This window comes from Kitasatospora sp. NPDC088548, from assembly GCF_044753005.1.
Taxonomy (GTDB): domain Bacteria; phylum Actinomycetota; class Actinomycetes; order Streptomycetales; family Streptomycetaceae; genus Kitasatospora.
This window is the reverse complement of the sequence record NZ_JBIVMI010000009.1, coordinates 20,626-33,382: the sequence shown is the minus strand read 5'-3', so window position 1 is coordinate 33,382 and position 12,757 is coordinate 20,626. Positions and strand designations below refer to the sequence as shown.

At 72.4% G+C, this 12,757-nt stretch carries 13 protein-coding genes and 5 tRNA genes; 11 read left to right on the top strand and 7 right to left on the bottom strand.

The genetic code is table 11. The features are described from left to right. Positions 1-20: 20 nt before the first annotated feature. From ACIP82_RS13925 to ACIP82_RS13915, 3 genes are all read right to left on the bottom strand, one after another. A tRNA-Val gene (locus tag ACIP82_RS13925) sits at positions 21-92 on the bottom strand. A gap of 35 nt (positions 93-127) precedes the next feature. Beyond that, a tRNA-Cys gene (locus ACIP82_RS13920) sits at positions 128-201 on the bottom strand. 40 nt (positions 202-241) lie between these two features. Further along, a tRNA-Gly gene (locus ACIP82_RS13915) sits at positions 242-314 on the bottom strand. 313 nt (positions 315-627) lie between these two features. On the opposite strand from ACIP82_RS13915, the gene ACIP82_RS13910 reads away from it, so the two are divergent. From ACIP82_RS13910 to ACIP82_RS13900, 3 genes are all read left to right on the top strand, one after another. Beyond that, complete coding sequence (locus tag ACIP82_RS13910; RefSeq protein ID WP_363611364.1) at positions 628-1,665, top strand: chorismate-binding protein; 1,038 nt, start codon at positions 628-630, stop codon at positions 1,663-1,665. 83 nt (positions 1,666-1,748) lie between these two features. Continuing rightward, positions 1,749-2,579 (top strand): aminotransferase class IV, encoded by an 831-nt coding sequence (locus tag ACIP82_RS13905; RefSeq protein WP_400653574.1) that lies wholly within the window; start codon positions 1,749-1,751, stop codon positions 2,577-2,579. Positions 2,580-2,637: 58 nt separating this feature from the next. Then, positions 2,638-3,480: a GNAT family N-acetyltransferase gene (locus ACIP82_RS13900; RefSeq protein ID WP_400653573.1), complete on the top strand. Its 843-nt coding sequence runs from the start codon at positions 2,638-2,640 to the stop codon at positions 3,478-3,480. 7 nt (positions 3,481-3,487) lie between these two features. Here ACIP82_RS13900 and ACIP82_RS13895 read toward each other — a convergent pair whose 3' ends face one another. Beyond that, positions 3,488-3,988, bottom strand: a complete 501-nt coding sequence (locus tag ACIP82_RS13895) for a DsbA family protein (protein WP_400653572.1) — start codon at positions 3,986-3,988, stop codon at positions 3,488-3,490. Between the two features lie 109 nt (positions 3,989-4,097). On the opposite strand from ACIP82_RS13895, the gene ACIP82_RS13890 reads away from it, so the two are divergent. Then, positions 4,098-4,565 carry a hypothetical protein gene (locus ACIP82_RS13890; protein WP_400653571.1) on the top strand — a complete coding sequence of 156 codons (468 nt, stop codon included), beginning with the start codon at positions 4,098-4,100 and terminating at the stop codon, positions 4,563-4,565. A 33-nt stretch (positions 4,566-4,598) separates the two neighbouring features. Here ACIP82_RS13890 and ACIP82_RS13885 read toward each other — a convergent pair whose 3' ends face one another. Beyond that, on the bottom strand, positions 4,599-5,168 hold the full coding sequence (locus tag ACIP82_RS13885; RefSeq protein ID WP_363611345.1) for a CGNR zinc finger domain-containing protein: 570 nt from the start codon (positions 5,166-5,168) through the stop codon (positions 4,599-4,601). Between the two features lie 390 nt (positions 5,169-5,558). Next, the gene (locus ACIP82_RS13880; RefSeq protein ID WP_030056266.1) at positions 5,559-5,972 is read right to left on the bottom strand and encodes an SsgA family sporulation/cell division regulator; all 414 of its coding nucleotides are present in this window, start codon (positions 5,970-5,972) and stop codon (positions 5,559-5,561) included. Positions 5,973-6,166: 194 nt separating this feature from the next. Here ACIP82_RS13880 and ACIP82_RS13875 point away from each other — a divergent pair, with 194 nt between their 5' ends. The 3 genes from ACIP82_RS13875 to ACIP82_RS13865 all read left to right on the top strand — a co-directional run bounded on the left by ACIP82_RS13875 (position 6,167) and on the right by ACIP82_RS13865 (position 7,116). Beyond that, on the top strand, positions 6,167-6,673 hold the full coding sequence (locus ACIP82_RS13875; protein WP_400653570.1) for a TIGR02611 family protein: 507 nt from the start codon (positions 6,167-6,169) through the stop codon (positions 6,671-6,673). 87 nt (positions 6,674-6,760) lie between these two features. After that, positions 6,761-6,832: transfer RNA gene (locus ACIP82_RS13870), tRNA-Val, on the top strand. Positions 6,833-7,044: 212 nt separating this feature from the next. Further along, positions 7,045-7,116, top strand: a tRNA-Val gene (locus ACIP82_RS13865). 79 nt (positions 7,117-7,195) lie between these two features. Here the strand turns inward: ACIP82_RS13865 and ACIP82_RS13860 are convergent. Beyond that, positions 7,196-7,963 carry a 3'-5' exonuclease gene (locus ACIP82_RS13860; RefSeq protein ID WP_400653569.1) on the bottom strand — a complete coding sequence of 256 codons (768 nt, stop codon included), beginning with the start codon at positions 7,961-7,963 and terminating at the stop codon, positions 7,196-7,198. Positions 7,964-8,112: 149 nt separating this feature from the next. Here ACIP82_RS13860 and ACIP82_RS13855 point away from each other — a divergent pair, with 149 nt between their 5' ends. The 4 genes from ACIP82_RS13855 (at position 8,113) to ACIP82_RS13840 (ending at position 12,617) form a co-directional block, all read left to right on the top strand. Continuing rightward, positions 8,113-8,667: a DUF4365 domain-containing protein gene (locus ACIP82_RS13855; RefSeq protein WP_363611350.1), complete on the top strand. Its 555-nt coding sequence runs from the start codon at positions 8,113-8,115 to the stop codon at positions 8,665-8,667. Positions 8,668-8,698: 31 nt separating this feature from the next. Next, positions 8,699-9,853, top strand: a complete 1,155-nt coding sequence (locus tag ACIP82_RS13850) for a hypothetical protein (protein WP_363611352.1) — start codon at positions 8,699-8,701, stop codon at positions 9,851-9,853. A gap of 87 nt (positions 9,854-9,940) precedes the next feature. After that, a complete protein-coding gene (thrS, locus tag ACIP82_RS13845) occupies positions 9,941-11,917 on the top strand; it encodes a threonine--tRNA ligase (RefSeq protein ID WP_363611354.1) in 1,977 nt (658 codons plus the stop codon). 139 nt (positions 11,918-12,056) lie between these two features. Continuing rightward, positions 12,057-12,617: an HIT domain-containing protein gene (locus tag ACIP82_RS13840; protein WP_363611356.1), complete on the top strand. Its 561-nt coding sequence runs from the start codon at positions 12,057-12,059 to the stop codon at positions 12,615-12,617. Positions 12,618-12,757: the final 140 nt, after the last annotated feature.

Sequence of the window (12,757 nt, the reverse complement as noted above, 5' to 3'; positions counted from 1 at the left end):
AGACCCCGAAGGGCCCGACGTGCGCGATACTGGGATTGAACCAGTGACCCCTACCGTGTCAAGGTAGTGCTCTCCCGCTGAGCTAATCGCGCGGGGAGGTTCTTCCGGCAGAGCCGGTCGATCCTCTTGGAGGTGGAGACGGGATTTGAACCCGTGTAGACGGCTTTGCAGGCCGTTGCCTCGCCTCTCGGCCACTCCACCAGGCAACACTCGAAGAACGATCTTACACTGTTCTCCATCGAGCGGACGACGAGATTCGAACTCGCGACCCTCACCTTGGCAAGGTGATGCTCTACCAACTGAGCCACGTCCGCCTGTCTCCCGGGATCTTCACCGCTTTTCTTCGGCTGCGCTCCCTGGCGACGTGTTGAACTCTAGCGGATTCCCGGGCCAGCTAAAAATCCGTTCCCGCAGCGTGCCGAGGGGGTGTCCCTCGAGTGCCGTTCCGTCAGCCGCTCCGGAGGGCCGTCGCGCCCCGTCGGCGGCGAAGCCGGACGATCATCCGCAGGCCATCCGTCGCACACCCGCGCGATGCCCGCGCCTGCTCACGACCCCGGCGCGCACCCCCGACCTACACTTCAGGCACCGCAGCCCCGCCACCCGTGCAGGAGAACCGTGTCCGGCCCCATCGCCCCCCTCACCCCGCTCGCCCGTTTCGGGGGCCGCCTCGCCACCGGGCTGCGCGACGTCACCTCGGATCCGGCCGCGCTGGACTCCACCGGCTACTGGGCCGTCGCCCACGACTTCGAGGGCCGGCTCACCTGCGCCCGCTTCGACGACGTCCGCCCCGCCCCCGCGCCCCCGGCCGTCGCCGGCTGGCTCGGCCCGGCCGCCGGCACCTGGCACAGCTCCCTCGACCGCGCCGCCTACACCGCGGGGGTCCGCCGGATCCGCGAGCACATCGCCGCCGGCGAGGTCTACCAGGCCAACCTCTGCCGCGTCCTCTCCGCGCCACTGCCCGACCCGGCCCGCTCCGACGTCGACGCCCTGACAGGTCTGCTCGCCCACGGCAACCCGGCCCCCTATGCCGGAACGATCCGGCTCCCGCAGCACGGCGTCGAGATCGCCACCGCCTCACCCGAGCTCTATCTGCGCCGCGACGGCCATACCGTCTCCTCCGGCCCGATCAAGGGCACCGGCCGCACCGAGGACGACCTGCTGGAGAAGGACCACGCCGAGAACGTGATGATCGTCGACCTGGTCCGCAACGACCTCGGCCGGGTCTGCCGGACCGGCACCGTCACCGTCCCCGATCTCTGCGCCGTCGAGAAGCACCCCGGCCTGGTCCACCTGGTCTCCACCGTTCAGGGCACCCTGCGCGCCGACGCGGGCTGGCCCGCCCTCCTCGACGCCACCTTCCCGCCCGGCTCCGTCACCGGCGCGCCCAAGTCCAGCGCGCTCCGGATCATCGACGCCCTGGAGACCGCCCCGCGCGGCCCCTACTGCGGGGCCGTCGGCTGGGTGGACGCGGACCGGGGCGAAGCCGAACTCGCGGTCGGCATCCGCACCTTCTGGATCGACCGCACCGACCCCGGCACCCCCCTCCTGCGCTTCGGCACCGGCGCCGGCATCACCTGGGGCTCCGACCCCGAGCGCGAGTGGGCGGAAACCGAACTGAAGGCCGCCCGCCTGGTCGCGATAGCGTCGGGCACCGAAACCGACTGAAGCGGGACGAACGCCAGGAGCCGAACGGGAACCCCCGGCCCCGGCACCGCGCTCCGCACAAGCGCCCTGAGGAGCACCCCTCGATGCAGAACCCCACCAAGAGCTGGGTCAACGGGTCACTCGTCGACTCGGCCGACGCCGCCGTGTCCGTCCTCGACCACGGACTCACCACCGGCGACGGGGTCTTCGAGACCATGAAGGCCGTCGACGGCCGGGCCTTCGCCCTCACCCGCCACCTCGACCGGCTCACCCGCTCCGCCCGCGGCCTCGGACTGCCCGACCCCGACCACGACCTGGTCCGCGAGGCCTGCGCCCAGGTCCTCGCCGCCAATCCCGTGCCGCTCGGTCGCCTGCGCGTCACCTACACCGGCGGCCCGGCCCCGCTCGGCTCCGAGCGCGGCGACGACACCCCCACCCTGGTCGTCGCCCTCTCCGCCGCCGGCCGCCGCCCCGACACCACCGCCGTCGCCACCGTCCCGTGGCGCCGCAACGAGCACAGCGCCGTCGCCGGCCTCAAGACCACCTCCTACGCCGAGAACGTCGTCGCCCTCGCCGCCGCCCACCGCGCCCACGCCTCCGAGGCCCTCTTCGCCAACACCGCGGGACGGCTCTGCGAGGGCACCGGCTCCAACGTCTTCGTCGTGATCGACGGACGCCTGCTCACCCCCGCCCTGGCCTCCGGCTGCCTGGCCGGCATCACCCGCCGGCTGGTCATCGACTGGTCCGGCGCCGAGGAGGCCGACCTGCCGTTCAGCGCACTCCAGGACGCCGAGGAGATCTTCCTCACCTCCACCCTGCGCGACGTCCAGGCCGTCACCCGCGTCGACGACCGTGAACTCGCCGGACCCGGCCCCGTCACCGCCAAGGCCATGGCCGTCTTCACCGAGCGCAGCGGCGACGACCTCGACCCGTGAGCCCCACCCCGCGCCCGGGCACGGATAGAACCCCCGGACGGTGGGGAGGGAGCACCACATGACCACCACGCTGCGCCCCGAGGGCCCGGAAACACCCACCGCCGAAGGCGGCCGAACCAGACGCTGGCTGATCTGCGCCAACGGCCACCCGGTCGGCGCGCTGCGCACCACCGCAGTCCTCAGGGGAGGGCAACTCTGGGGCGAGATAGCGGAGTTGGAGGTCCGCGAAGGCCGCGGACGAGGGCGCGGCACCTTCGGCGCGCTGGCCGCCGAGGAGGTGCTGCGCGGCTGGGGCTGCGTCCGGGTGGACGCCGACATCTCCGAGCCGGCGCCCGTCGCCCGCGCCCTCGCCACCACCCTCGGCTACACCGAGCGGATGCGGAGCATGTCCAAGCGGCTCACCGCCCCGCCCGGGCTGCCGGCCGGCGCCGTCGTGCGCCGGATCGACGCCGAGGCCTTCCCCCACTGGCTCGCCACCGTCAAGGAGGTCTATCTCGGCCACCTGATCTCCTCCGGCCTCAGCCCGGAGCAGGCGCGCGCCAAGTCGGACGCCGACCACGTGCAGCTGCTCCCGCAGGGCGCGGAGACCTCGGGCGTCGCCCTGCGCCGGCTCTACGAGGGCGGGCCGGACCCGCTGGGCTCGCTCTGGCTGGCCCTGCGGGTCCGCGAGCTGCCCGACGGCGCCCCGCTGGCCTGGGTGATGGTGGTCCAGGTGGACGGGCCCCACCGGGGCCGGGGCCACGGCCGGTCGCTGATGCTGCTCGCCGAACGCGAGTGCCTGGCCGCCGGAGTGCGCGACCTCGCGCTGAACGTCTTCAGCGACAACGAGGTCGCGATCCGCCTCTACGACTCGCTCGGCTACCGGACCGTCAGCCGGGTCTACGGCAAGCCGCTCATCTGACGGTTGGTCAGGAAGCCAGCGCGGCCTCGATGGCGGCGACGATCCGGGCCCGCAGGCCGTCCTGGCTCTGCCCGCCGTCCAGCCGCTGCCCGGCGATCACGTACGTCGGCGTGCCCGTCACCCCGATCGCCTTGCCCTCGGCCTGGTCGGCGTCCACGATCAGCGTGTGCCGGCCGTCGACCAGCGCCGTGTCGACCTCCTCGGCGTCCACCCCGACCTCGCGCGCCACCTCGAGCAGCAGCTCCTCGCCGCGCGCGTCCAGCTCCTCGACCCGGGCCAGCAGCGCCTCCACATAGGGCCACCCCAGCCCCTGCGCGAACGCCTCCTCGGCGGCCTGCGCGGCGGCGTAGGCGTGCTTGTGCTTCTCCAGCGGGAAGTGGCGCAGCTCGACCGGGAGCGCGTCGCCGTACTCGGCGCGCAGCGCCCGTACGTCGTCCAGGGCGGTGCGGCAGTCCGGGCACTGGAGCTCGCACCAGAACTCGAGACGGGGGAGGGAACCTTCGATCATGTCCTCAGTGTTCCACTAATAGGCCCCGCGCCGGGTCGGCGGTGCGATCGGGGCCGGACCGACAGGAGGGCCTGATGACCAGGACGACTGGACGAGACGGGGTGCGGCCATGCTGACGGCGGCGGTCAGTTTCCTGCTCACGGCGGCCGGGGTGGCCGTCGCCGGGCTGCGCGCGTACCGGCGGCGCTTCCTCTCCGCGACCCGCTGGTTCGCGGTGGCCCTGCTGCCGGCCGGGCTCTATCTGACCGGCCTCTTCCCGGTGGCGCGGACGATCGGCCACGAATTCGCCGACTGGGCCGCCAAGCTGGTGTTCGACCCCCGGGTCTGGACGGGCATCGCGCTGCTCGCGGTCTCGGCCGGTCTGCTGCTCGCCACCCGCTGGGTGGGCCGCCGGGCCGTCGAGGCCTCCGGGACCCACCCGGCCGCGACCGGACCGGCCCCGGCCCGCCCCGCGGTCACGGCCGCGTCGGACCAGGGCAAGACCGCCGCCCCGAAGGCCAAACCGGCCAGGAAGCGGGACGACGGTCTCGGCGACTTCGACGACATCGAGGAGATTCTCCGCCGGCGCGGCATCTGACCCGGCCCGGGAGCACGGCCCCGGGGGCACGGCTCAGGCGGACGGCACGGCCTCCGCCGAGCGCTGGCGCGCCCGGTAGGCGGCGACGTGCAGCCGGTTGCCGCAGGTGCGGCTGTCGCAGTAGCGGCGGGAGCGGTTGCGGGAGAGGTCCACGAAGACCCGCGCGCAGTCCGGCGCCTCGCAGCGGCGCAGCCGCTCGCGTTCGCCCGCCATCAGGATGAACGCCAGCGCCATGCCCAGCTCGGCCGCCAGGTGGTCGCCGAGGGCGGCGTGCGGCGCGAAGTAGTGGATGTGCCAGCCGTGGTGGTCGTGGTTGGTCAGCCGGGGCGTGGTGCCGGCGTCGGCGACCAGGGCGTTGACCAGCTCGGCGGCCTCGGCCGTGGACTCGGTGCCGAACACCTCCCGCAGCCGGGAGCGCAGCTCGTGCACCTTGCGCAGGTCGTCCTGGGTCAGCGAGTCGACCTCGCTGATCTCCTGGCGGATCACAAAGGCGTCCAGCGCGGCCACGTCGGGCAGCAGCTCGGTGCCGCACACCTCGGGTGCGGTGTTGAGCAGCTCGACGAGGATGCTCAGCGCGCACTCGGTGTCATGGGTGATCAGCACGTTGGGGGCTCCTCGCGCGGAGGGGGCCGTCGGCACCCCACGTCTACGGTTAACCCCAGACCTTACCGGGCTGTGCCGCCGAAGGATGGCCGCTTTCTTCGAAGAGGTGTACGGATGTCGTCAGGGTGTGCGATCGCGGCGCCCGGCGCCGGTGCGCGGGGGAAACCGACGGCGCCCGGCAGCGAGGCCGGCCACCCGTACGGATGGCCGGCTCCGGTGCCGGGCGCCTGTGGTGCTCGGCCCGCTCCGGTGGGAGCGGGCCGTACACCGGCCCCGAGACCGCGTCGTGCGCGGCTGAGTCTGCGGCCGTGCCCCCGAGTAGGACGGCTGCGATGACGGCAGGGGGTGACCACCCCGCCGGCAGCGGGGCGTGACCTCCTCCGGTTGGGGTCAGCTTTCGGCGAGGATGTGGGACAGCTCCCGGTCGAGGTCGAAGTGACGGTGTTCGGTGCCAGGGGGTACGGCGGCGTCCGTCCGCTTGAGAAACGACTCAAGCGCCCGGGCCGGGGCCTCCAGCAGGGCTTCTCCTTCCGGAGAGCTCAGCGCGATGCAGACCACCCCTTGCCCGTGGCTGCGCGACGGCCACACCCGGACGTCACCGGTACCGGTGGGTCGGTGCAGCCCCTCCGCAAGGAGATCTCGGGCGAACACCCACTCCACGGTCTCGTCGGCGCCGGTGTGGAACGTGGCGTGCACGGCATAGGGGTCGGCGGTGTCGTAGCGCAGGCCCGCGGGGACGGGCAGTGAGGACTCGCTGGACACGATGAGGCGCAGGTGCAGCTCGCAGCTGACCGTGGTGTTCATAAGCGCCATGGCCTTTCGCTCAGTGTGCGCTCGGGGAATCGCACGTCGGCGAACGGACCATCCCACCCCCACGACCGATGTAAACCCCTCTGTCCCGATTCGGGGGCGAGTCGTACCCCTTACGGCGCATTGCGGAATCGGCCCGGAGCGCCCGGCGGGGCATTACCCGGGGACTTCTCGGTTAGTTTCCCGGCATGACTGTGCGAAGCGACAGGACACGCGGGAACGCGGGCGGGAACACGGGAACGGGTGGTGCGGTGGTGTCGGACGACTCCGGGGCGGCGGACGAGGGCGCGGACGAGGAGCGGGCGGGCGTCGACGGCGGCCGGCCGCTCGGCTCGCGTGCGCCGCACTTCGTCCGGCGGTCCCGGTCGCTGCACCTGAGCTGGCAGGTGGCGGTCTTCCTGATCGGCCTCGCCGTGGTGGTGATCGGCGTGATCATGCTGCCGCTGCCCGGCCCCGGCTGGGTGGTCATCTTCCTGGGCATGGGCATCTGGGCGACCGAGTTCGTCTGGGCCCAGCTGGCCCTGCGCTGGACCAGGCGCAAGGTGGCCGAGACGGCCCAGAAGGCCATGGACCCGAGGGTCCGGCGTCGCAACCTCACGTTCACCGCGGTCGGCCTGGCCGTGATCGCCGGCCTCGGCGGCTGGTACCTGTGGAGGTACGGGCTGGTCGTGCCCTGGACGATCAACGGCAACTGAGCCGTGCGGGGTGTCCCGGGTGACGGGAGCCCGAAGCGGGGGTGTTCGGACCACCCCGCGGGATGCGGTAATGTTTTCCCTGCACCCGGGCGATTAGCTCAGCGGGAGAGCACTTCGTTCACACCGAAGGGGTCACTGGTTCGATCCCAGTATCGCCCACCGGAATGCATTGTGATATGTGAGGCCCAGTCGATTATCGGCTGGGCCTCACATGTATTTCCGGAATCCCGGGAGCGGCCTGCCCGGAATCGGGCTGAAGCGCAGTCATCTTCCGTGCGGAGCCGTAGTTCTGTGGATCCGCCGGGCGGCCGCCCGGGGGGAACGAGTTGTACGGCACCCCTCAATTGGTGCTACTGTTCTTCTCGTTGCCCGGGCGATTAGCTCAGCGGGAGAGCACTTCGTTCACACCGAAGGGGTCACTGGTTCGATCCCAGTATCGCCCACCGGACAGCATGCAGGCCCTGATCGGGAGACCGGTCGGGGCCTGCGGCGTCTTCGGGAACCCCCGCCGCGACGCCCCTGTTACGCGGCGACCTCGCAGCTGTGGTCCGGCCCCGGCCGCCGCCCGCAGCCGCACCGGGCCGGGCGCAACGGCCAGGACGGGTCCACCCGCTCCGGCGTCCCCGACCGGTCGAACCAGCTCTGCAGCCCGCGGGCCTGCGCCGCGTGCCAGACCGCCTGCCGCAGATGCAGCTCGGCCGGCGACAACCCGCCCAGCCCCACCGGGTAACGGGCGCCGATCGTCCGGACCAGCTTCAGCGCCGCCGTCGCGTCCGCCGCGGCGTCGTGCGCGCCGGTCAGCTCCACGCCGTAGTGCGCGCACAGGTCGGTGAGTGTGCGGCGGCCCTTGCGGTAGCGGTCCATGTGCTTGTCCAGCACCCGCGGGTCCAGCACCAGCAGGCCGTCCGGGCCCAGCCCGTCGGCCAGCGACCGGCCCCGGTGCCGGCGCAGCTCCCGGTCCAGCAGCGTCAGATCGTAGGGCGCGTTCATCACCACCAGCGGTCGCCCGGCGCGGGCCTGTTCGGCGAGGGCGTGGGCTATCTCGGCCACCACCACGTGCGGTGGGCGGCCGAACGCGCGCACCCGCTCGTCGGTGATGCCGTGCACCGCGCGGGCGCCGTCCGGGATCGGGACGCCCGGGTCGGCCAGCCAGGTCGAGGTCCGGGCCGGTGTGCCCGGTGCGAGCTGGACGATCAGGGCGGCCGAGACGATCCGGTCGGTCTCGACGTCCACGCCGGTCGTCTCGGTGTCGAAGGAGGCGAGCGGGCCGGTGTACCACTGCTGCTGCATGACTGCCCCTCAGGTACTGCGTTCCGCCCGGTTGATACCCGCTTCTGACGCCCGCTCAACCGTTTGGCGCAGCCCGGGTCGGGGATGCTGCCCGTCGGGTGTCCCGTTCGAATCCGGACGGGCCCGGGGCCGGGGGAGGCAACGGGGCGATGGCGCTGACACAGCCGCAGCCCGAGGGGGCGGCGGCCGTCCTGCGGGGCAATCTGGCCGTGACGGCCTGCATGGAGACGCTGCAGGTCGGCTATCTGCACGCGGTCGCGGCGGCGGCCGGCTGCTCGCTCTCCCAGCCCTTCCCGGACAACGGCATCGACTGGCAGGTCAGCCACGGTTCCGCGGCGCACGAGGTGGACGACGAGGTCACGATCAAGATCCAGCTCAAGGCCACCCAGCAGATCGCGGCCGGTCCCGGCGGGCCGTACTTCAGCTTCACCCTGGACAACGACCACCTGCGCAAGCTGGCGCGGGTCCGGGTGGCGGTGCCCAGGATCCTGGTCGTGATGCTGCTGCCGCGCCGGGTCGACGACTGGCTGGAGGCCCGGCCGGACGCGCTGGAGCTGCGGCACTGCTGCTACTGGATCAACCTGGCCGGCCACCCGGTGACCGGCCGGCAGCGCACCAACGTCCGCGTGCCCGTCGCGAAGGTCTTCGACGACCGGGCGCTGTGCGACATCATGGCGCGGGTCGGCGCGGGCGGCAGCCCGTGACGGCCCGGCCCCGACGGGGAGGAGCAGGACCATGACGCTGCCAGACGGGCCGCCGGAGGGTGCCCGGGCACTGCCCGACCCGGCCGCCGTCGACCCGGCGGTCCTCGCCACCCTGCTCGCCCGGCACGGCTGGGTACGGCGGGGCGGCCCCTCGGCCCGGTACGGACGCTGGACGCCGCCCGGCGACACCGACCCCGGCACCAGCCTGCTGGTCCCGGCCGGGGACGGCTTCGACGACGCGGTCGACCTGCTCGCCGACGCCGTCACCGCGCTGTCCCGCTCGCGCAGCCCGTCCGCCCGTTCGATCCTGCTGGCACTCGCGGTGCCGGGCGACGAGCTGCGGTGGCGGCGCGAACTGCCGGGCCCGGCCGGCGCCGCGCCCTGGGACGGCGCCGAGCGGCTCCAGCGGGCCGCGCGGGCGATGCTCGTGGCCGGTGCCAAGGCCGGGCGGACCAGGGCCGCGTACTTCGGCGCCCGGCTGGACGCCTGGGCCGGTGACTTCCTGGACCGCGTCCTGGTGGTCGAGAACGGCGCCGGACTCACCGCCTACGCCCCCGCGCCCGAGGGCCGGGCGGCGGTGACCACCCTGGTCCGCGCCCTGGAGGCGCTGCGCGACGCGGTGGACTACCGCCGGGTCAGCGGCGGGCCCGAGGCCTTCGAGAACGCGGTGCAGGCCGGGGTCAGCCGCGAGCTGGTGCAGTCCGTCGAGGAGCTGGTGCGCGGCGCGACGGCGGCGCAGCTGACCGTCTCCTGGTCGGCCGCCGCCGGAACGCCGGGCGGCTTCGGCGACCGGCGGATCGCCCTGGAGTTCTCCCCCGGGGACCTGCCCGCCCTCGAAGAGGCCGCCGAACTGCTGGAACGGATCGAGCCCGCCGTGGCGGTCACCGTCGTCGGCATCGTCGTCCGCCTCAAGCGGTCCGACCCGGCAGGGCCGGGCACGGTACGGCTGCGGGTGCTCGGCGGGGCCGAGGTCACCGAGGTGAGGATCCGGCTCGGCGACGCCGCGTACCGGCTGGCCGCCGAGGCCCACCTGGCGGGCACCCCGGTCCGGGTCAGCGGCCGGCTGGAGCGGCGGGGCGGCTTCCGGCGGCTCGCCCACCCGCGCGGCCTGGAACCGTGCGGGCTGGAGGAGGCCGAGCGGGAGCGCCTGCTGAAGACCCTGGGGGAGGGGCGGCAGGGGACGTAGTTGCACGGCGGGGGTGGTGCTCTCGGTACCATCGTCACGCGCAGCGCAGTGTTGCGTCCTATGAATCCAGCACGTCAGGAGAGACCGGTGACGGACGTCCGGGTAATCATCAACCGCGAACCCGATCGGGAAGAGCGCGTGGTGACCACGGGCACTACGGCCGCCGAGCTCTTCGCCGACGACCGCTCGATCATCGCCGCCCGCGTCGGCGGTCAGCTCAAGGACCTCGCCTACGCCCTCCAGGACGGCGACGAGGTCGAGCCGGTCGGGATCGGCAGCAAGGACGGCCTGGACATCCTGCGCCACTCCACCGCGCACGTCATGGCGCAGGCCGTGCAGCAGCTCTTCCCGGAGGCCAAGCTCGGCATCGGCCCGCCGGTCAAGGACGGCTTCTACTACGACTTCGACGTCGAGAAGCCGTTCCACCCCGATGACCTCAAGGCCATCGAGAAGAAGATGCAGGAGATCATCAAGCGGGGGCAGAAGTTCTCCCGCCGCGTGGTCGCCGACGACGACGCCCGCGACGAGCTCGCCGCCGAGCCGTACAAGCTGGAACTGATCGGCCTCAAGGGCTCGGCCTCCGCCGAGGACGGCTCGAACGTCGAGGTGGGCGGCGCCGAGCTGACCATCTACGACAACCTGGACGCCAAGACCGGCGAGCAGTGCTGGGGCGACCTCTGCCGGGGCCCGCACCTGCCCAGCACCCGGCACATCCCGGCGTTCAAGCTGATGCGCAACGCGGCCGCCTACTGGCGCGGCAGCGAGAAGAACCCCATGCTCCAGCGCATCTACGGGACCGCCTGGCCGACCAAGGACGAGCTGAAGGCGCACCTCGACTTCCTGGTCGAGGCCGAGAAGCGCGACCACCGCAAGCTCGGCAACGAGCTCGACCTCTTCTCCATCCCCGAGGAGATCGGCTCCGGCCTCGCCGTCTTCCACCCCAGGGGCGGCATCATCCGCCGCACCATGGAGGACTACTCGCGCAAGCGGCACGAGGAAGAGGGCTACGAGTTCGTCTACACCCCGCACGCCACCAAGGGGAAGCTCTTCGAGAAGAGCGGTCACCTGGACTGGTACGCCGACGGCATGTACCCGCCCATGCAGCTGGACGAGGGCATCGACTACTACCTCAAGCCGATGAACTGCCCGATGCACAACCTGATCTTCGACGCGCGCGGCCGCTCGTACCGTGAACTGCCGCTGCGCCTCTTCGAGTTCGGGACGGTGTACCGCTACGAGAAGTCCGGCGTCGTGCACGGCCTGACCCGTGCCCGCGGCTTCACCCAGGACGACGCGCACATCTACTGCACCCGCGAGCAGATGGCGGAGGAGCTCGACTCCACGCTGACCTTCGTCCTGGACCTGCTCCGCGACTACGGTCTGACCGACTTCTACCTGGAGCTGTCGACCAAGGACGAGGAGAAGTTCGTCGGCAGCGACGAGACCTGGGAGGAGGCCACCGCCGTCCTGGCGAGCGTGGCCGAGAAGCAGGGCCTGCCGCTGGTGCCGGACCCGGGCGGCGCGGCCTTCTACGGCCCGAAGATCTCGGTGCAGGCCAAGGACGCCATCGGCCGGACCTGGCAGATGAGCACCATCCAGCTGGACTTCAACCTGCCCGAGCGCTTCGACCTGGAGTACACGGCGGCGGACGGCTCGCGCCAGCGGCCGGTCATGATCCACCGCGCGCTGTTCGGCTCGATCGAGCGCTTCTTCGCGGTGCTGCTGGAGCACTACGCCGGCGCCATGCCGCCGTGGCTGGCCCCGGTCACCGTGACCGGCATCCCGATCACCGACGAGCACGTGCCCTACCTCCTGGAGGTCGCGGCCGAGCTGAAGAAGCGCGGGATCCGGGTCGAGGTGGACACCTCGGACGACCGGATGCAGAAGAAGATCCGCAACGCCCAGAAGTCCAAGGTCCCGTTCATGCTGATCGCCGGCAACGACGACGTCGAGGCGGGTGCGGTGTCGTTCCGCTACCGCAACGGCGAGCAGAAGAACGGCGTGCCGCGTGACCAGGCGATCGCCGAGATCGTGGACGCCGTGGAGCGCCGCATCCAGGTGTGAGGCGTTCCCCGCGTGAGCGGGTGATACCCGGCGCTTCGGCGGATCCGGGGTACGTCCTGGTCCCCGCTCACGCGGGGGCCGCGGGGCAGGCTCCTGACGAGTCTGCCCCGCACTGCTTTGCAAGCCCTGCCGGGCGAATATGCTGATCAGCATGACGACTGAGCCGGAACTGCAGCGGGGCGTCGGCGAGCCGGACGGCTTCCGCCGCCTCTGGACCCCCCATCGGATGGCGTACATCCAGGGCGAGAACAAGCCCACCGGCCCGGCTCCGGACGACGGTTGCCCGTTCTGCTCGGTCCCGTCGCTGAGCGACGAGGACGGGCTGGTCATCGCACGCGGCAGCGCCGTGTTCGCGGTGCTCAACCTGTACCCGTACAACGGTGGGCACCTGATGGTGGTCCCGTACCGGCACGTGGCCGACTACACCGAGCTGGACGAGGCGGAGACGGCCGAGCTGGCGGTGTTCACCAAGAAGGCGATGACCGCGCTGCGGGCGGCCTCCGGGGCGCACGGGTTCAACATCGGGATGAACCAGGGCACGGCGGCCGGCGCCGGGATCGCGGCGCACCTGCACCAGCACGTGGTGCCGCGCTGGGGCGGGGACACCAACTTCATGCCGGTGGTCGGCCACACCAAGGTGCTGCCGCAACTGCTGGCGGACACCCGCAAGATGCTGGCCGAGGTCTGGCCGCAGGGCTGAGGCCGAGCCCTGACACCGCGAGAGCGGAGGGGCCCGCCGCCGGACGTCCGGCGGCGGGCCCCCCCCCCCCCAGCGCAGCCCGCGGCGGAGGGGTCGGCCCGGGACCGGGGGGGGGCCCGGGGCGCGGGCGGGATTATAGA

Bases quoted from the DNA above. Each gene is read 5' to 3' on its own strand.
- ACIP82_RS13905 (WP_400653574.1), top strand. From the start codon at position 1,749: ATGCAGAACCCCACCAAGAGCTGGGTCAACGGGTCACTCGTCGACTCG.
- ACIP82_RS13900 (WP_400653573.1), top strand. From the start codon at position 2,638: ATGACCACCACGCTGCGCCCCGAGGGCCCGGAAACACCCACCGCCGAA.
- ACIP82_RS13895 (WP_400653572.1), bottom strand. From the start codon at position 3,988: ATGATCGAAGGTTCCCTCCCCCGTCTCGAGTTCTGGTGCGAGCTCCAG.
- ACIP82_RS13890 (WP_400653571.1), top strand. From the start codon at position 4,098: ATGCTGACGGCGGCGGTCAGTTTCCTGCTCACGGCGGCCGGGGTGGCC.
- ACIP82_RS13880 (WP_030056266.1), bottom strand. From the start codon at position 5,972: ATGAACACCACGGTCAGCTGCGAGCTGCACCTGCGCCTCATCGTGTCC.
- ACIP82_RS13875 (WP_400653570.1), top strand. From the start codon at position 6,167: ATGACTGTGCGAAGCGACAGGACACGCGGGAACGCGGGCGGGAACACG.
- ACIP82_RS13860 (WP_400653569.1), bottom strand. From the start codon at position 7,963: ATGCAGCAGCAGTGGTACACCGGCCCGCTCGCCTCCTTCGACACCGAG.
- ACIP82_RS13855 (WP_363611350.1), top strand. From the start codon at position 8,113: ATGGCGCTGACACAGCCGCAGCCCGAGGGGGCGGCGGCCGTCCTGCGG.
- ACIP82_RS13850 (WP_363611352.1), top strand. From the start codon at position 8,699: ATGACGCTGCCAGACGGGCCGCCGGAGGGTGCCCGGGCACTGCCCGAC.
- ACIP82_RS13840 (WP_363611356.1), top strand. From the start codon at position 12,057: ATGCTGATCAGCATGACGACTGAGCCGGAACTGCAGCGGGGCGTCGGC.